The sequence below is a fragment of the Chryseobacterium sp. BLS98 genome, from assembly GCF_001045445.1.
GTDB lineage: Bacteria > Bacteroidota > Bacteroidia > Flavobacteriales > Weeksellaceae > Chryseobacterium.
Genome location: NZ_LFNF01000005.1, coordinates 271264 through 290567, shown reverse-complemented (window position 1 = coordinate 290567; position 19304 = coordinate 271264). Strand labels below are relative to the sequence as shown.

Annotated in this window: 17 protein-coding genes; 15 read left to right on the top strand and 2 right to left on the bottom strand. The window is 37.1% G+C overall.

Translation table 11 applies throughout. The features are described from left to right. Positions 1-14: 14 nt before the first annotated feature. The 10 genes from ACM40_RS18665 (at position 15) to ACM40_RS18620 (ending at position 11098) form a co-directional block, all read left to right on the top strand. Entirely contained in the window at positions 15-1112 is a 1098-nt protein-coding gene (locus ACM40_RS18665; protein WP_048504293.1) for a hypothetical protein, read from the top strand. 150 nt (positions 1113-1262) lie between these two features. Then, positions 1263-1667, top strand: coding sequence for a hypothetical protein (locus tag ACM40_RS18660; RefSeq protein WP_048504292.1), 405 nt, complete (start codon positions 1263-1265; stop codon positions 1665-1667). Then, positions 1664-2077, top strand: a complete 414-nt coding sequence (locus tag ACM40_RS18655) for a hypothetical protein (RefSeq protein ID WP_048504291.1) — start codon at positions 1664-1666, stop codon at positions 2075-2077. Before ACM40_RS18660 ends, ACM40_RS18655 begins: the two co-directional genes overlap by 4 nt. Positions 2078-2135: 58 nt before the next feature. Beyond that, complete coding sequence (locus ACM40_RS18650) at positions 2136-3314, top strand: acetyl-CoA C-acyltransferase (RefSeq protein ID WP_048504290.1); 1179 nt, start codon at positions 2136-2138, stop codon at positions 3312-3314. Positions 3315-3420: 106 nt separating this feature from the next. After that, on the top strand, positions 3421-4911 hold the full coding sequence (locus ACM40_RS18645; protein WP_048504289.1) for an MFS transporter: 1491 nt from the start codon (positions 3421-3423) through the stop codon (positions 4909-4911). Positions 4912-5043: 132 nt separating this feature from the next. Continuing rightward, entirely contained in the window at positions 5044-5427 is a 384-nt protein-coding gene (locus tag ACM40_RS18640; protein WP_165579326.1) for a DUF3060 domain-containing protein, read from the top strand. 217 nt (positions 5428-5644) lie between these two features. Continuing rightward, positions 5645-7810 carry a T9SS type A sorting domain-containing protein gene (locus ACM40_RS18635; protein ID WP_048504287.1) on the top strand — a complete coding sequence of 722 codons (2166 nt, stop codon included), beginning with the start codon at positions 5645-5647 and terminating at the stop codon, positions 7808-7810. 189 nt (positions 7811-7999) lie between these two features. Next, entirely contained in the window at positions 8000-8926 is a 927-nt protein-coding gene (locus ACM40_RS18630; RefSeq protein ID WP_048504286.1) for a mevalonate kinase, read from the top strand. Between the two features lie 10 nt (positions 8927-8936). Further along, a complete protein-coding gene (locus ACM40_RS18625) occupies positions 8937-9866 on the top strand; it encodes a UbiA family prenyltransferase (RefSeq protein WP_048504285.1) in 930 nt (309 codons plus the stop codon). 65 nt (positions 9867-9931) lie between these two features. Beyond that, a complete protein-coding gene (locus ACM40_RS18620; RefSeq protein WP_048504284.1) occupies positions 9932-11098 on the top strand; it encodes a proline dehydrogenase family protein in 1167 nt (388 codons plus the stop codon). A gap of 53 nt (positions 11099-11151) precedes the next feature. On the opposite strand, the gene ACM40_RS18615 is transcribed toward ACM40_RS18620, so the two are convergent. After that, the gene (locus ACM40_RS18615; RefSeq protein ID WP_048504283.1) at positions 11152-11688 is read right to left on the bottom strand and encodes a helix-turn-helix transcriptional regulator; all 537 of its coding nucleotides are present in this window, start codon (positions 11686-11688) and stop codon (positions 11152-11154) included. Positions 11689-12458: 770 nt separating this feature from the next. On the opposite strand from ACM40_RS18615, the gene ACM40_RS18610 reads away from it, so the two are divergent. Continuing rightward, positions 12459-13568 carry a M14 family zinc carboxypeptidase gene (locus ACM40_RS18610; protein ID WP_048504282.1) on the top strand — a complete coding sequence of 370 codons (1110 nt, stop codon included), beginning with the start codon at positions 12459-12461 and terminating at the stop codon, positions 13566-13568. 180 nt (positions 13569-13748) lie between these two features. On the opposite strand, the gene ACM40_RS18605 is transcribed toward ACM40_RS18610, so the two are convergent. Further along, positions 13749-14258, bottom strand: coding sequence for a DUF4920 domain-containing protein (locus ACM40_RS18605; protein ID WP_048504281.1), 510 nt, complete (start codon positions 14256-14258; stop codon positions 13749-13751). Between the two features lie 143 nt (positions 14259-14401). Here ACM40_RS18605 and ACM40_RS18600 point away from each other — a divergent pair, with 143 nt between their 5' ends. The 4 genes from ACM40_RS18600 (at position 14402) to ACM40_RS18585 (ending at position 19279) form a co-directional block, all read left to right on the top strand. Continuing rightward, positions 14402-15817 (top strand): APC family permease, encoded by a 1416-nt coding sequence (locus ACM40_RS18600; RefSeq protein WP_048504280.1) that lies wholly within the window; start codon positions 14402-14404, stop codon positions 15815-15817. Positions 15818-15976: 159 nt separating this feature from the next. After that, positions 15977-16417 (top strand): GPW/gp25 family protein, encoded by a 441-nt coding sequence (locus ACM40_RS18595; RefSeq protein WP_048504279.1) that lies wholly within the window; start codon positions 15977-15979, stop codon positions 16415-16417. Positions 16418-16441: 24 nt separating this feature from the next. Continuing rightward, positions 16442-18325, top strand: coding sequence for a type VI secretion system baseplate subunit TssF (locus tag ACM40_RS18590; RefSeq protein WP_048504517.1), 1884 nt, complete (start codon positions 16442-16444; stop codon positions 18323-18325). Positions 18326-18346: 21 nt separating this feature from the next. Then, positions 18347-19279: a DUF3829 domain-containing protein gene (locus tag ACM40_RS18585; protein WP_048504278.1), complete on the top strand. Its 933-nt coding sequence runs from the start codon at positions 18347-18349 to the stop codon at positions 19277-19279. Positions 19280-19304 lie beyond the last annotated feature (25 nt).

Below are 19304 nucleotides of genomic sequence, written 5' to 3'. Positions count from 1 at the left end.
AAAATTAATAAAATATGAGAACAAAGTTAGCCTTGATGACTGCCATAGTAGCTTTTACATACAGTTTCGCACAGGAAACACCGGAATTGAATCCGAAAATAAAACGCTACTCACAAAAGATCGACAGTATTGTAGTATCCGAAAAATCAAAAATGAATACAGAACTGGATGCTATAGATAAAAACTTCAGCGAAAAAAAAATCAGCATTGAGGAAAAACTAAAGCAGCGGGAAGAAACTGCGCAGAAATACCAGCAGATCATTAACGGGAAAGTAGATGCGCAGCAGCAGGAACTTGAAGTGGCAACCAAAGAAATCGTTAAAAATTCTGTTTTTATGGATCGGGATTCGGTGCGTTCTAAAAACGAATTCAGCATTGGTCATGATGGTGTAAACGTGAAATTTGGACAGAATAAGAAGAGAAATGATCCAAAATTCTTTCTGAGGACTGTTGATCTTTCCGTAAGTATTATGGGAAGCGGGCTTACATCGAAAGACGAACCCTTCAATTTTTATAACCGTGATTCAGATACCAGAAACACAATTATTAATTCTTCTCAGTTTACTTTGCGTTACGAAGATCAGATCGGAGGGTTCAGAAGTCCTGTTTTCTACCGTTTAGGGTTGGGGGTAAGATCAGACAGGTATGTTCCAAAATATGAAAAGGTCTTCAAGCAGGATAATAACAGCCTTTTCGTGGATGATTTTGACCGGGGCAACTTAAAAAAAACTAAGCTGAATGTTCATTATCTCTATATGCCTCTAGATCTCAGATTTGTTCTGAATCCAAAATATACAGAATATAAAGGAGTGAAATATCTGGATAACAAGAAACAGCAATTGAGCCTGATCCTGGGAGTATATGGCGGACTAAGACTGGCAAGTACCAACTATATTAAATATTCGAACGAGAACTCCAGGAGAATTGTAGAAAGAGAAAGAATCATGCATGGTGTGAACGACTTTGTTTTTGGAGGTAAATTCGGAATCAGCTATGCAGGTTTTAATCTGTTTGTTCAGAAAGATTTTACCCCGGCATTCAACGACAGTGCCCTGCTGAAGAAAAAATATGGTCTTCAGATCGGGCTTGAGATCGCTAACCTTGATTTTTAAATTGATAATAAATATTCAATTTATTTGAATTAAATATAAATTTTAAAGTTTTTCTTTGTGTCTGATGAATGTCTTCATGAAGATAAGCCGTTTTTAAAGCACACTGTTTAAAAGTGTGTTTTTTTTTTGTATTTTGGCACTTTAGTAAATATGAAAAATATTCAGTTATTAGGATTGATTTTGGTAGTGATAGGCAGTTTTCTGCCTCTTGTTCATGTTCCTGTTATCGGAAACTGGAACTACTGGAAACTGGACCATTACCTGGCTATTGCATGCTGGATTTTTGCCGCATGTGCAGTTTTTGGTATTGTGAATAACAATGGGAAAGTAGTAAGACTTTTTGGAATACTTATGATCCTGTTATTTGCGTTCACGCTTGTGGCAGTTAAAATGCAGTCTCTGGAATATTTCAGCTTTCTTCCGTTTAAATCCTGGAGAGAAGCCTTTGCAGGAACTGTGAAACTGAAATGGGGCTGGATTGCAGAGTTTTTAGGAGCTTTCCTTATGGTTTTTGCTGTAGGCAGCAAGAAAGTAAATAATAGAACACAGATATGAGACATTTAAAATTAGGATCAGCAGTTTTATTTGCACTGGTATTTTCTCAGGCTAAATCTCAGAAAACGGCTTTTGATAAACCCGACCAGCCGGCTAAATGTAAAAATATTAGAGACGGGAAATTTGTAAGGGTGAATTATCCGGAAGGGATTTGGCATATGACTATTAAAGACAATATTCAGACCGAATATTTCAACAATGGCAAAGATTATATAAAGTCAACACTTGTTTTTGTGGACGACTGTAATTATAAAGTTATTGTTCTGGAAAAAACGAACAATGATGACCGTATTCATACAGGGGATGTTTTCAGTAATAAGATTGTAGAGACTCAGGATAATTTACTGAAAGTACAATCTAAAATTGCGAACGAACAGTATGAAATTATCTATGTAAAAGTAAAAAAATAGAAAAGTTATAATGATGTCGCAAGGCACATTTCATTAAAAAAAGTAAAATATAATACACATGAAAGAAGTATTCATTGTTTCCGCAGTAAGAACACCTATTGGGAGTTTTATGGGAAGCCTTTCAACCGTTCCTGCTACAAAGCTGGGTTCAGCTGCTGTAAAAGGAGCATTAAATAAAATTGGTCTTGATCCTAAAAATGTTCAGGAGATCTATATGGGGAATGTGCTGCAGGCAGGAGAAGGCCAGGCGCCGGCCCGTCAGGTGGCTTTAGGTTCCGGTTTATCTGTTGAGACACCTTCTACCACAGTAAATAAAGTATGTGCTTCAGGAATGAAGGCCGTAACGATGGCAGCACAGGCTATTAAAGCTGGTGATGCTGATGTAATTGTTGCCGGAGGTATGGAAAACATGTCTTTGGTTCCGCATTACTACAATGCAAGAGTAGCTACCAAATTAGGCGACATTAAACTGCAGGACGGAATGTTACTGGATGGTCTTACAGACGTATACAACAAAGTACATATGGGAGTATGTGCGGAGAAATGTGCTGTAGATTACAGTATTTCAAGAGAAGAACAGGATAATTTTGCCATAGAATCTTATAAAAGATCTGCAAAAGCCTGGAGCGAAGGAAAATTCACTGAAGAAGTGGTTCCTGTGGAAATCCCTCAGAGAAAAGGAGATCCTGTAATTTTTGCGGAAGATGAAGAATATAAAGCGGTAAATTTCGACAGAATTGCAACGCTTCCTACCGTATTCAAAAAAGAGGATGGAACTGTTACAGCAGCGAACGCATCTACATTAAATGACGGTGCTTCCGCTCTGATCCTTGTTTCAAAAGAAAAAATGGAAGAATTAGGCTTAAAACCTTTAGCAAGAATCGTTTCTTATGCTGATGCAGCTCAGGAGCCTGAGAACTTTACAACTGCCCCTTCAAAAGCTTTACCAATCGCCCTTAAAAAAGCAGGTCTGGAGCTTTCAGATATTGACTTCTTTGAATTCAACGAAGCATTTTCTGTAGTAGGTCTTGCCAATAACAAGATCTTAGGACTGGATGCCTCTAAAGTAAACGTAAACGGTGGAGCAGTAGCTATCGGACATCCGCTGGGAAGTTCAGGATCCAGAATCATTGTTACATTGATCAACGTACTGAAGCAGAATAATGCCAAATACGGTGCTGCAGCGATCTGTAACGGTGGTGGTGGTGCTTCTGCTATCGTGATTGAGAATATGTAATATTCCCCTTAATAATATTTTACCATTAAGGAATCGATAATTTTTCTAAAATCTTATCGATTTCTTAATGGTTTTTCTATTTTTGTGCTACTAATATTTATTTGAAATGTCTGAAATTGAGAATCAACAGCCTCAAAACATAAAGAATAATCCAAGGATTATGAAAGCCTGGGCTGTATACGACTGGGCGAATTCCGTTTATTCACTGGTTATTACCTCTACTATTTTTCCTATTTACTATTCCATACTTACTACTGCTTACGAGAAAAAGGAGTATGTGGAAGAAACAAAATCATGGATCGATGTTCCGGTAAGGCATATGATAAAGCTTTTCGGGAGAGAATACCAGCCGGATGCGGTATATGGATATTCACTTACCATATCATTTTTTATTGTGGTGCTGCTTTCTCCGTTCCTGTCTTCATTAGCGGATACTATTGGAAACAAGAAGTCGTTTCTGCAGTTTTTCTGTTATCTGGGGGCAACGTCATGCATGGGGCTTGCCATGTTTACAGGAATGCATAACGTGTTTTTAGGCCTTCTTTTCAGTATTACGGCGAGTGTCGGGTTCTGGGGAAGTCTGGTGTTTTATAACTCCTTTCTACCGGACATCGCGACTCGAGATAAACAGGATGCGCTGTCTGCAAAAGGGTATGTTTACGGATACATTGGTTCTGTAGTTTTGGTGGTGATCTGTCTGGTACTGATTCAGGTTTTTGCAAAAGGAGCGGCACAGCAGCTTTTATTCACGAGAATAAGCTTCCTTTTAACTGGTGCATGGTGGTTTGGATTTTCTCAGTATACATTCAAGCATCTTCCGCAGTTTGGGGATGTTAAAGAAAAACTTCCTAAAGACCTGGTTCTTTTAAACTATAAGAATATTTTCAAAAAGCATGAAGAGCAGGGAGGTTTCTTTGAGGTACTTAAAGATAATCTGAGTTTCTATAAAGACATTGCCAAAGAAAGTTTCCATGAGCTGTTTAAAGTGGGTAACGTACTGTTTAAAGATAAGAATCTGAAATTCTTTCTTTCCAGCTTCTTTTTTTACAGTGTAGGAATGCAGACTATTTTCCTGATGGCAACCTTGTTTGGAAAAAGTGAAATCAACCTGGCTCAGGATAAACTCATAGGAACTCTTTTGGTTATTCAGATAGAGGCGATTATCGGCGCAGTAATATTCTCCAGGTTATCAAAAAAAATAGGAAACAAAAATGTGATTTCCATCGCTATTATATTATGGATTGTTGCCTGTCTTTGGGCCTATTTCCTGAACAAAGAAAACCCTACGGTGGAATATCAGTTCTATGGCGTAGCAGCAGTTGTAGGGCTTGTGATGGGAGGTCTTCAGGCGATGTCCAGATCTACCTATTCAAAGCTTCTTCCGGAAGATTCTATGGAAAACACTACTTATTTCAGTTTTTATGACGTGCTGGAAAAGATAGCGATCATTATCGGTACATTTATCTTTGCTACATTAATTGAGCATTTTAATAATATGCGTATTGCAGCACTTTCCATGACGTTATTCTTTGCTGCAGGGCTTATTCTTATCCGGTTTTTAAAAGTAAATATGCTGAAAGATAGAGATACACTCTAAAAGCATTAACAAAATAATAAAAAAAGATGTCTTATAATCAGGACATCTTTTTTTATAAACAGATGTTAATTTATTGACTTGCTGATTGGCATTTTAATTGCAGCTTTTCCGAATCAAATTAATATGAATATTATGAAAAAAACACTCATTTTATCTGTTCTTTTTATAGGAATGGGTTTGGCGAATGCCCAAAAAACAGCTAAAGTAAATTCTCAGCACGGAACAACTAAACAAGTGGATAAACATCTTGAAATTGATGGTATAGGCCACAATAATTCTTATACTTTAGATGGGGGAAGCGCAGAGATTTCGGGGGGTAACAATACGATTGCAATCAATGGCTATGCGGATAAACTTGAGGTATCCGGCACTGATAATACAGTTTATATAGATAAAGTAGCCCGCATTATTTTGGAAGGTGGCAATAATAAGGTGTTTTACAAATCTTCACCTACAAAAACAGGAAAGCCTGGTGTTGCTATAACCGGAGTCGGTAATAGTGTGAACAAAAAGTAATAAATTACGTAGTTAAAATAATTAGGAGAGCTGAATATGATTATTCAGCTTTTTTATGGACTCTTTCTTTGAAAAGAAAATTTATTGTCTCAGATTAAGATATTTTCAATTGGGCGGGTGTTTATTGTGATTTGTTGAAAAAGTATAATAAAATGATAATTATTTTTCACTGAATATTGATTTTTTTTATTTTATTTGCAGATCTAATTAAGTGAAAATGATTAAAAAACTATTATTCCTATGCCTTGTGCAGTGCTTTGTCCTTGGTTTTTCACAAAAGCTGAGGCCTGTAGCCCAGAAAATTTCTGAATTTTATGCTGAGAAAAAAACTTTTCAGAAGTATGACTTGTTTGAAGTAAACAAAACTTCTAAAAAGCTCTCAGAATATAAGAGAGCAGCTACTGATATTACGGTTCTGAGCCTAAAATCTTCCGAACTGAAAAAGCTCGTTAATGAAAAGCCTGAATACCTTGAAGTAAGTTTTCCTTTCGATGGAGACAGGCAGGTTACGGTTGAACTTTATAAGAACCAGATCTTTACCAATGAGTTTAAAGTGGTTACCAATAAGGGAGAAATCGTAAACTATACCCCAGGCGCCTATTATATCGGAATTGTGAAGGGGGACAATACCTCTATTGTGGCTTTCAGCTTTTTTAATGACGATATTGTTGGGGTAGCTTCTACTTCCGAGCTTGGGAATGTGGTATTGGGAAAAGCAAAAAATTCTGAAGATTTTGTGAGCTATTCGGAATCAAAACTCACCGGTGCCAATCCTTTCGTCTGCGGGGTAGATGAGTTGAAAGAGAACCATGCCCAGAAAACCTCGTTTGATCCGTCTGTAAGCAATAAAGCCATGACGGAAAACTGTGTAAGAATTTATTATGAGGTATGTTATAAACCTTATCAGAATAATAATTCAGACATCACGACCACAACTAACTGGCTGACCGCCGTTCATAATAATATTGCCACTCTTTACAGTAATGACGATATTAGAGTGGCTCTAAATGAAATCTATATCTGGACCACACCGGACCCTTACACCGGAAACCCGAATACCAATCTTGGGAATTTTAGAAATAACAGACAGACATTTAATGGTGATTTAGCTCATCTTATCAATGCGCCTGCCACGACAAGCGTTGCTTATGTAAATTCGTTATGTGGAACTTACAGACATGCCTATTCCGGTATTTCACAGACTTATTCAAATGTACCGGTTTATTCCTGGACGATTCAGGCAATGACACACGAAATGGGGCATAGCTTAGGCTCTCCTCATACCCATGCCTGTGCCTGGAACGGAAACAATACCGCCATTGATGGATGCGGAGCTCAGGCAGGCTACAGTGAAGGCTGTACAGGACCGATTCCTTCCACAACTGTGAAGGGAACCATTATGAGTTATTGCCATCTGGTTTCCGGGGTAGGAATCAGTTTCAATAATGGTTTTGGACCACAGCCTGCAGCCCTGATCAGAAATACGGTTGATTCCAAGCCGTGCCTGGGCACAAACTGTACCACTGCCTGTACTGCAACCGTTACAGGGATGAATGTTTCGGATATTACCCAGGTTTCTGCGAATGCAAACTTTACAGACGCGGTTTCTGCTTCATGGAAATATAAGCTTACCAAAATGGATGAAACTTCTGTAACATCAGGGACTACAAGTTCACAGAACCTTAGTTTCAGCGGCCTTCAGCCTGCAACGTATTATAAATTATCGGTAGGAACAACCTGTTCAGGATCGAATGCTTTCCAAAAAACACAGGTATTCCTTACGGACGCATCCTGGTGCGACGGTGCATTGTTTACAGATACTGGCGGTCAGACCGCAGGTTACAGAAATGATGAAACAATCATCAAGACATTTTATCCTTCTTCAGGGGCGCTTACCATGACGTTTACAGAGTTTGCACTTGAGCAGGATTATGATTTTATGTATGTGTATAATGGTCCTTCTACAGCATCTCCTTTGTTTGCCAATGGAAATAATCTGACAGGAAATACAGTACCTGGTCCTTTTACTTCTACGCATTCTTCAGGAGCTATTACGGTAAAATTTGTATCAGATCCGGGAGTTACAGATAATGGGTGGAAGGCGAATTTTTCCTGCAATGTTCTTGGAGTGAATGAGGTAACTAAAAATGACAATCTCATCAGTATCTATCCGAATCCTGCTAAGAATATGATCGTTATTTCTTCTAAAGATGCTTTAAAATCTTATAAAATTTATGATGAAGCAGGAAGACTCGTAATGTCGGAATCTTCATTAAAAGGAAATAAGCAGGAAATAAATATTTCTTCCATCCAGACAGGAAACTATATCGTAACGGTGGAGACAGAGAAGCAAACAGTAAATAAAAAATTGATCAAGCATTAATTGTATTTTACACCATTCAATAATAAAAGCCTGAGATTTCAGGCTTTTTTTTGTCCATTGAAAATGTCTTTATTTTCTAAGTTATTATATAAGCCAACCGATTATATGCAAATAAATTGGAATTCGGCTTGAGTTTTGCTTATATTCAGCGGAATAATTTTTAACTTTGCAAAAAGATTTATTGTCAAAATGACGAACCCTCTATTTTATGCAAAAATAATTCTCTTTGGAGAATATGGGATGATAGAAGACTCCCAGGGGCTTGTAGTACCTTACAGCTTCTATAAGGGAACTCTGAAATTCTCGGATTTGAGCTCTGAATTTGAACTTAAATCGAACAAACACCTGCAGAAATACTCTGATTTTCTTGCAACTCTTGATCTTTCTGATGATTTCAAATTAGATATCGAAAGCTTTAAAAATGATATTGCATCCGGACTTTTCTTTGATTCCAATATTCCTCAGGGATATGGAGTAGGAAGCTCTGGAGCTTTGGTAGCTGCTATTTTTGAAAGATATGCTCTCAATAAACTTGAACCTGAACAGATTTCGAAAGACAACCTGAAAAAGCTGAAGGCTGTTTTTGGTGAAATGGAAAGCTATTTCCATGGTAAAAGTTCGGGAATGGACCCTTTGATCTGCTACATGAATCTGCCCATCCTTATCGAGAACAAAGAAAACCTGGACAGGGTTTCTATTCCTGAAGGGGAAAAGGGTAAAGGAGCCATATTCCTTATCGATAGCGGAATTACAGGTGAAACAGGACCTATGATCCAGATTTTCTTTGAAAAAATGAAAACTGAAGGGTTCCGCAAAACGTTAAAAGAAGAGTTCATCCGTTATAACAATGCATGTATTGAATCTTTCCTTAAAAAAGATATGAATCCTTTCTTCAGAAACCTGAAAAAACTTTCTTACTGGGCATATGAACATTTTCGTCCGATGATTCCGGAAAGTATTTTTAATATCTGGAAAAAAGGACTGGACTCTAATGCTTATTATCTGAAGCTTTGCGGAAGCGGAGGCGGAGGATATATTCTGGGCTTTACCAAAGACTATGCGAAAGCAGAAAAAATGCTTGAAGGTTTCCAAAAAGAAGTGATTTACAGATTTTAAACAGGGTGGAATGAATTCTGAAAAAGAAACTTTCCAACCTAAAAACGATGTCTCTAAATCTATTTTTTACAGATTCTCACAGTTCGTGGGCTTTCTTATCGGTGCCCGTTTTTTCGTAGCTGCCCTTCTTACCTTTGCCCTATATGTTTCTACGTTTTTCCTCTTCAACCAGGATGAAACCTTTAGAAAATTTGTCTTCGATTTTAAAGTCCACGGCATTATTTTCTGTACCGTAGTCTCTATTCTGGCCGGTGGAATTATTAACCAGTTTTACGATCTGGAAAAAGATCATGTGGCTAAGCCGTTCAGAACCAGGATCCAAAGCTTTATCAAGCAGAAATACTTTTTGTATGCCTATCTTGCCCTTACTGCAGTTTCTCTCGGGGTGGCATGGATGATCTCTCACAAAGTTTTTGTCTTTTTCCTTGTTTATCAGTTTTTTATGTGGTTTTACAGCCACAAATTAAGCAGACTGCTGATCATCAATAATCTTACTTTTGTAAGTCTCACATTGTATCCTTTCTTCGGAATGATGGTGTATTATGAAACCTTCTCCAAAAAGGTGCTGCTGATGGCCATTTTTCTTTTTTTGATTCTTTTATGTATTGATATTGTTAAAGATATGCTGACGAAGAGTGTGGATAAGGCGTTCGGATATACAACTATTCCCAACTATTTTAAGAATAAAAATACCCAGATCATTATCATTTCCCTGTTGGTTACGACCATAGCTGTTTCAATGAAACTTATTTCTAAAACAGGGATCTCAGGCTTTATGGCTTATTATTTTACGGCCGGAATGTTTGTCATGATTTTTTGTATTTACCTTCTGCTTAATTCTACCCGGAGAAGTAAATTCTTTACACTCAATATATTAAGATTTTGGGTTTTTGTTGGAATCATCGCTATGCTTCTGAATGGGATTGAAAGTAAATTCTAAAAAATTTTCTTTAAATAAACAGAGGTTATTATTACCTTTGCGAAACTAAAATTTAATAAAAAGGAATGCCCATTTTTAACGATACTAAAGTTGCATTTGCAGACAAATCTGATGCACAATTGAGAAAGGCTTACTGGATGTTTAAAATGATTGAACAGCCTGCTCTTACCAGCCTTGGAACTTCTGTCCTTAATTTTACGGTACACAACAATTTTCCTTTCGTGACCGGAATTGTAAAAAGCACATTGTTTGAACAGTTCTGTGGCGGCGAAACACGTGAAGAAAGTATGAAGGCTGTAAAGCAGCTTTTCAAAAGAGGTGTGGGAAGTATTTTCGATTACTCTATTGAAGGCAAAGAGGATGAGGAAACCTTCGATGCAGTCTGCAAGGAGATTAAAGATATCATTAGATTTTCGGTAGGAAATCCTGCCATTCCTTTTATTGTATTTAAACCGACTGCTTTCGGAAGAATTGATCTTTATGAAGCAGTAGGAAAAGGAGCTGAGCTTACTACAAGCCAGAAAGAAGAATGGGAAAGAGTGGTGAGAAGGTTCGATGAGGTATGCAGCCTTTGTCATGAAAATGACAAGAAAGTAATGGTAGATGCGGAAGAAACGTGGATGCAGGATTCGGCAGACCAGCTTTGTGAGGTAATGATGGAGAAATACAACCAGGAAAAACCGATTGTATGGAATACCATCCAGATGTACAGAACCGGAAGGCTGGAGTACATGGAAGCGCATCTGCAGAGAGCCAGAGAAAAGAATTATTTTATTGGATATAAAATTGTGCGTGGGGCTTATATGGAGAAGGAAAGAGCAAGAGCAGCAGAGAAAGGGTATGCAGATCCTATCCAGCCGAACAAAGAAGCTTCAGATAGAAACTATAATGCCGGAATCGATTTTGTAATGAATCATTTGGATAAAGTGTCCGCTTTTTTTGGGACTCATAATGAAGTGTCTTCAGAATTGGTTATGGATAAGATGAAAGCTAAATCTCTTGATAATGGTAATCCGCACGTTTATTTCGGACAGCTTTATGGGATGAGTGACAATATCACCTTCTATTTATCAGATAAAGGTTATAATGTAGCTAAATATCTTCCATATGGACCTGTAAAGGATGTTGTACCCTATCTTACAAGAAGAGCCAGAGAAAATACTTCTGTAGCCGGGCAGACCGGGAGAGAATTAGGCCTTATCAAAAAAGAGCTTGAAAGAAGAAAAAAATAAGTATTTTAAAAATATATTAAAAAAACCTGACCATTTTCTTTGGCCAGGTTTTTTTAGGGCTCAAAACTTTCAAATTTTCCATTTTCATAGAACAGAACTATTCTTTTAATTTTATTCCCTTGATTATCAGTAGATTGATTAATTACATAATCTTTAGGATTTCCTAATCGCTGAGAATCGGATAAATTTTCCTTTGATTTATATGGGGGTGGTATAAACGATTCTCGCGGGCTCTCTTTCAAAGAGTCCATTTCCTCTTCTGCTCCGAAATCTTCATCATCTTTCATCATGGTAAACAAGTCGGGTAGCGGAATAGGTTTTCCTTTCTCATCCTGTTCTTTTTCTTCTATAGCAGATGGGCCTGCAGGTTGTTCTGATTTAAGCATTTCGCCTTCACCTGTAACCAGCCAGTCCCAAAGGATTTCCGGAAACCTTGATTTAATCTTTATAATGAATTCCAGAGAGGGTTTGTTTCTTCCGGATGTAATATGTGAAATAGAGGAACGCTGTACATCGATCTCATCTGCAAACTCGGAAGGACTGAGATTGGAGTACTCTATCACTTTGGAAATTCTCTCGTTTAAGCTCATAAATAAGATGTTAATTGCTTTACAAATGTAAAAGATAAAATTTACATAAGCAAATTACAATTGTACATTAATTTAGAAATCCAGCAATAAACATTTGTAAATTTAATGTAAAATATTGTTTTACAGTTGATTATATCATTATTGTTTATAGTTAAACAATGTAAAATCAATATACATTACTATATGTCCTGATAATAATTGAGTATTTCAAGGAAGGCTATTAGCTAATAGACCTGAATATAGTTAGCTGAATAATAATGTTATATAAATTCATTAGATATATTTTTTATGGACAAAAAAAGGTCTCCATATGCTATTTACATTTGTTTTTAATGAATAACGTCCTGTTTATAAGTTTATTACATTCTTTAAATATTTTCAAACATCATTTCAGCCAATTAAAATGTATAACCCGTTTTGTTCTTATATTTTTATCTAAATTTTTGTGTTTTTTCACTAAAGAATCGAATTTACATATGTATATAGTGAAAATCTCCTGAGTTTTCCACAATGACAATGTTTAGTTTTATTATGCCTATTTACCAATAAACAGCTATTTACAGAGTTAAAGCATTGTTGAAAATGTAGTTGATGTAAAAACTGTAAATAATTCATTTTTAGTTATTTAAATATTTTACTTTAAATTATTTTCAATTAACAATTTTATCCACAGACAAAATGGCAGCCTGTGTTGTTTGATGAAATTACAGTTGTAAATCGTATTTTTTTGTTTCAAAATCCTTAAATTTGACTCTTGTAAATTATTGATAATGAATTTTGAACAGATCTATTCTCCGAATCCTAATTTCTCAAACCGCTATATTTCCCCTGAAAAATTATTTTCTTATCTACAGGACAATCTCAGCCATTATATTCAGGAGATCGGGAGATCTTATTTAGACAAGCCTATTTATAAGTTGACTATAGGAACCGGTGCTATTAATGTTCTTGCCTGGTCACAGATGCATGGAAATGAATCGAATGCCACCCATGCAATGCTTGATCTCCTGGAAACTCTTGATAAAGCTCCGGAATTGAAAGAGGATCTTCTCAGTAAAATCAAACTGGATTTTATTTTTATGCTCAACCCTGACGGCTCAGAAAGATGGACAAGGCTGAATGCTGCAGATATTGATCTGAACAGGGATTTTCATAATGAATCAAGTAAGGAAATCAAGTTTCTTAAAAAAGCTGTTGCTTCAAATAAGTATGATTATGCACTGAACTTGCATGAGCAGAGAACCATTTTTACTACAGACGGAATACATCCGGCAACACTTTCTTTCTTGGCTCCTTCCGAAAATATAGAACGTACAGTAACCGATAACAGAAAAAAATGTATGGCTGTAATAGGGAAAGTTTATGAGCATTTGAAAGAATTGATCCCAAACCAGATCGGAAGATATTCGGATGAATTTTATCCTACTTCCACAGGGGATAATTTTATTAAGGCAGGAATGCCTACCATTTTATTTGAAGGTGGACATTTTATAGATGATTATACCAGAAAAGGAACCAGAAAGTATTATACGGTTGCTTTATATTATGCACTAAAGGCAATCAGTGAGCTAAATTCTGATATCGAAGGCTGGGAAAAGTATCTTGAAATTCCTGAAAATCAGGAGACGCATTATGACATTATTTACAGGAATGTAAAATTGAATACCGATCACGAATGTATTTTGGACGTAGCCGTTCAGTACCGGGAAATCATAGAAGAAGGAAAAGATGAAATATCTTTTGTACCCTTTGTAATGGAAGTAGGAGATGTGAAAAAAAGAAAAGGTTGGCTGGAAGTAGACTGTACAGGCAAGAAATTTGTAGCTGCCACTAAATACCCCAAATTAGATGCCCCTGCAGAATTTACCATAGAAGATTAAAAATAACCAATCTTGTTACCGGATTAATTTTAAAAAACTGATGTTTCTCCTGTTAAATTAGAAAATAAAGCACAAACATCTACCAAATCTGCTCAATCAGTGAGCTTAAATTTCAAGATAAAACGAAACGTCCTCAAAAAGCATTACTTCTTGAGGACGCTATTATTTTAAACAGAACAACTAATTTACTACTTTGATTCCGTTGGCTACAAATCTGATCTCTTCTTTAGGAGTCGTAATGGCATCAATTTCAGCCTGGGGCTTTTTAGCATCTTCAGCATAGTGCTTCTGTTCATCTATTGAAGTCACTTTTCTTTCCGCAGTGCCTTCTAACACAACATTTTTACCTTTCAAAGCGGTTGGTACAAAGAAAGCGTAATCTTTCATTTTTACGAAAAACTGGGAATTATCCTCAGTCTGAATCGTAAGCCAGCAACCTTTTTTCTCACAAACATCGGTTACTTTCCCCTTAACTGCTACACTTTCAACTTTTTTGTTATCCTTCTTAAGCTTTTTGCTTAATTTATCTACCGTAATGGCTTTAGACTCTGATGTTACTGCAGATCCATAGGTATCACCTACAATAGCATTTCCTGCCGGTGGTCCAGCCTTTTTCTGTGAAGACTCTTGTGCAAAAGCTAAAGTTGAAACACTTACAGCAGCTGCCAATAATATAGCTTTGAATTTCATTTTTAATATTTTTTTCAAAAGTACTAATTAAAATCGAATAACAATTCGATAAAAGATTGATAAAAAACAGATGATGCAGTAAATTTTAAACAAATTTCAAAATCAATGTCAGATTTGTTTATATTTGACGCCTATACTTGACTATGCAGAAAAAACTGAAACTTTGGGATGCCATTATGCTGGTAATGGGATCCATGATCGGAAGCGGAATTTTTATTGTAAGTGCCGATATGATGCGGAACCTGGGATCCGGTTTCTGGCTGATAATAGTTTGGATCATTACCGGAGTAATGACAGTAGCGGCAGCAATCAGCTACGGAGAGCTGTCAGCATTGTTTCCAAAAGCAGGCGGGCAGTATACCTATCTTAAGGAGATTTTTGGTAAGAAAATGGGGTTTCTTTATGGCTGGGGTCTGTTCACAGTCATCCAGACCGGTACTATTGCGGCAGTAGCAATGGCTTTCGGAAAATTTACAGCTTATCTTGTTCCTTCACTGAATGATGCGGCTCCTCTTTTCCAGAGCGGGGAATTCAGGATCACCTGGATACAGATTCTGGCAATAGCTGTTATTCTTTTGCTTACTTACATCAATACAAGGGGCGTAGAGAGTGGTAAGCTGCTTCAGAATGTGTTTACAGGATCAAAGATCATTGCTTTGCTGGGCTTAATTGCGACCGGATTTATCTTAGTTGATTTTTCGCATATGGCTGAAAATTTCAGCCTGGGCCTGGATTCATTCAACAACCTTAAAAAAGATATCAGCGGTAACTTCCTCAAAGAAGGTTGGGAACCTATCAGAGGAATGACTTTACTTGGAGGAATAGCAGCAGCTATGGTAGGCTCTGTTTTCAGTTCTGTAGCCTGGGAAAGTGTAACTTTTGTTTCAGGAGAAGTGGAAAACCCGAAGAAAAACATTGTCAAATCAATGATTTATGGAACCTCTGCAGTGATGATTCTTTATCTGGCAGTCAATTATGTATATCTGAATGCTTTGGATAGAGATAGTATTGCTTTTGCAGCCAATGACAGAGTAGCGGTTGCTGCTTCGCAGAATATTTTCGGAAGCGCGGGAACCATTATCATTGCTGTTCTTGTAATGATTTCTACATTCGGATGCGATAACGGACTGATCTTGGCAGGAGCGAGAGTATTCCAGACTATGGCAAAAGATGGAATGTTCTTTAGATCTGCCGAAAAAAACAATAAAAATGAAGTTCCGGAAAATGCATTATGGATGCAGGGAATCTGGGCTTCGGTGCTATGTCTTAGCGGACAATACGGTAATCTTCTGGATATGATTTCTTTTGTGATCGTTCTGTTTTATATGATTACCGTTTTTGGAGTTATTTATTTAAGATTTAAAAAACCTGATCTTGAAAGGCCTTACAAAACCTGGCTGTACCCCGTAACTCCTCTTATCTACTTGCTGATAGGAACAGGATTCTGTGTACTCCTTTTAATATATAAACAGCAATACACCTGGCCAGGCTTCCTGATGGTACTTCTCGGACTTCCGGTATATTATTTTATCAACAGAAAAAAGCAAACGGATCAATAGCATAAAATTGAACCATATTATACTATTTAAGGGCTTTCACATTAGTGTGGAAGCCCTTTTTTCAATAATATTTTTGATGTGTTTTCCTGTTTATTTCATGAAAATGTGTATTTTGGTATTTCTTTTTAAGAAACTAGACTATGAAATAAGAAGTTGACTATGGATACACCAAATTACAGAATGCCTTTTGTCCCTTCCACATTAATGACCGAAGGAGGAAGCATCGATATCTGCGACATGGGCGAAAGCATTGCGCACAATATCATGCTCCTGATCACCACAAAAAAAGGCGAAAACAGATATGATGACAATTATGGAAACGACGTTTGGAATCTGGAATTCGATAATGGAGTTACCAGTGCCGTTTGGGAAAGCGTTTTCATTAAAAGCCTCAGAAAGCAGATTCAGGAATATGAACCCCGTATTGTACAGCCTCAGATTGAAGCCCACATCCAGTTTGTAGAGCACAGCTATGATACTAAAGAACACACGGAAATCAAAAAAAAAGTAAGGATTGCCATCAATGCAAAAATGGAGGCAACAGGAGAGCGTTTTAGCTTTTCTACAGAATTATTTTTAAGTCCGATGTCTATTGATTAATTGTTTTTAACAGCAAGAAAAATTATGAACTTAGATCAAAATATATATTCCAAAGAATCTGTAAAGGCAAGAATGCTTCAGAACGCCACTAAAGTTTGGGGACTGAAAAGCCCGCAGTCTCTGGATCCTTTCGTAAAATTACTGATAGATGCATTCAGTACGGAAGTCTTTAAAGCCAATAATGAGATACAGACCGTTAATGCAAGAATCCTCGAGAAGCTGGCAAAACTTCTGACACCATCTATTTATACCCATCCGATTCCTGCCCATGCAGTTGCTTTTACACTGCCTTATGAATCCTCTGAAATCCTGCTGGAGCATACCGAATTCTTCTTTCGTAAGCAGATGACATCCACAGTGAAATCAGAATCGGATAAGCAGCTTAATATTCCCTTTACACCAGTAGGAAATGTAAGGCTCAATAAGATACAGACCGCTGTGATGTTTGTAGGAAATACCTGCTACAGTGTTGATGACAGGCTTAATAAAATACCGGTAGCAAGGTTTCAGGGAAAACCGGAGGATTACAGAAAAATTACAATAGGGGTAGATGTAAGCAGATATGCCAATGAAAATTTCCCTAAATATATCAGCGTTTTCTGTTCAAATCCTGCCTTTGAACATATAGACTTTGTATACAAACTTCTTCCTTACATAACGGTTACCAGTAATGGAAACCCTCTATTTGTAAGAGAAGGGCTGAGCTACCTTACCAACAGCCAGCAGGATGGCTATGAGCAGATGTTCAGGGAACAGTCGATCCGGAATAAAGCCATCGAAGATATTAAAAGCATTTACCGCCACAAGTTTATTGAAATCACAGGGCTTTCCGGCAGCCTGTTTTCGGAACCGGGAATATTGCCTCAGAACCTGGATTTTCTTAACGAAAAAGAAGAGATCAGAAAGCAGCTCGGAGACAAGCGCTACCTGTGGCTTACTTTTGAATTTCCACCTCAGTTTTCTGCTGAGATTTTAGATAATTTTTCATTTGTAATGAATGCTTTCCCTATTTATAACAGAGGCTGGAAGAAAACAGAATACAGCCTGGACATTATGGGGAACAATATTCCACTGGTTACAGATGAAGGAGAGCATTTCCTGTATGTAGACGAAGTTCAGGACGGTGACGGAAGAAGATATACCGAAATTCCGTTTACTCCTGCAGATGACCTTAAAAAAGGACTGTACACTGTAAGAAAAGGAGGTATGGAGCGTTTTACAAATAGAAATGCTGTGGATATGATCGCCAATGTACTGGAGCTTACAAGGGATGAGATTGCTGCATTTTCACTTTTAAACAGAGATAACGTTAAAGGAGTACTCAGTGAAATGTCTGACAAAATGAAGACAATGGTACAGAAGGTGAATAATGCGAAAAGAAACATCAGACAGGAGCTAAACTATGTAATCATGGAGCCTGTAGAAAAAACAGACCATACTTACGCTTCTTTCTGGGTTACCCACTGTACGCTGGCCAATCATATGCGTCCGGGGACAGAGCTTTCCAACCAGCTGAAATCGCAGACCGTTGTACTTCTCACAGAAACCATTGGAGGGGCAGAAGAGCAGAAAGGAACAGACAGTATCCAGGCTTACAGATATGCTTTAACGACAAGAGACAAGATTATTTCTCTGGAAGACGTTAAAAATTACTGCAGAATGGTGCTGAAAGATGAGGTGAAAGAAGTCAGGGTAAGAAGAGGAACGATGATCAGTAACCGTCCTAAAGAAGGATTTGTAAGAACGGTTGAAATAGAAATTATTCCTCAGAATTATTCTTTCTATGGAAGGGCTTACTGGGAAAACATGGCCAATATCCTCAGAAACCAAATAATTTCCAAAGCTATTGACGGAATTGAATACGTAGTAAAGATAAGCAATGAAGACGTTGATTTTGATGAAATTTAAAGCTAAACCAACTATAAAAATATGAGAAAAATTGTTGTACTTGCAATGGCCCTGACCTTTACATCCGTCAGCATGATCAGCTGTAAAAAAGATATTGACAAGCTTGGAAAATCTGTTATGAACCTGGGCAGTGCCAATGAAGCTAATGCTATTATTGATTTTAATAATAACTTTTTAGATTCTTATAAAAGCACATCCAAACATATAGAAAGCATTCTTAAATATGCGGACGAAGCCTCTGTGAAAGCAAAAGGAGGAAATGTTATGATCATGCCTATCGTGATTGGTTCTATGGATTATTCATTCGGGAAGATCAAAGACATACCGTCTGGTTTTGGAAAAGACAAAGCTGCCATAGAAGCCGATTTTAAGATTTATAAGAATAAAAAGGAAAGTATAGAGAAAAAGTTTGAAGAGCTTAAATCCTATATGAATTCCGAAGATTATAAAGACGACAAAGGAGCAAGAGCTGAAACAATAACAAAGGAGATTGAAACCGAAGCCCAGGCCTTATTTATTTCAGGTGAAAATATTGTAGCCAAGATCAAACCGGCGACCGATGCCGCAGAAGAAGTAATTCTGAAGGATCATCCTATGAAAGAGTATATTATTTCTTCCAAAAACGTAATGAATTCTCTGGATTCCAACATAGATGTGCTGGATAAGCAATATTCAGGGAAGTTCAACGAAGCGGAAGCTCAGAAAAAATATGATGAGCTGGCTAAAGCGGTAGAAGCCAATTCAAAATTGGAATTTACCGTAAAAGATCCGCAGTATGCCTACAAAAAATCATTGTTTGAAAGCTTCAATAAGACTGCATCCAGCTTTTTGGATACTTACAGAAAACTGATCCGTGATTCCAAAGGAGCAGGAAAAATATCAGATAGTGATATCAGCCAGATCGATTCTGCATACGAATCTGTACTGAACTCCTACAATTCATTTGTGAAATAACAGAAAATACAAAACATATAGAAAA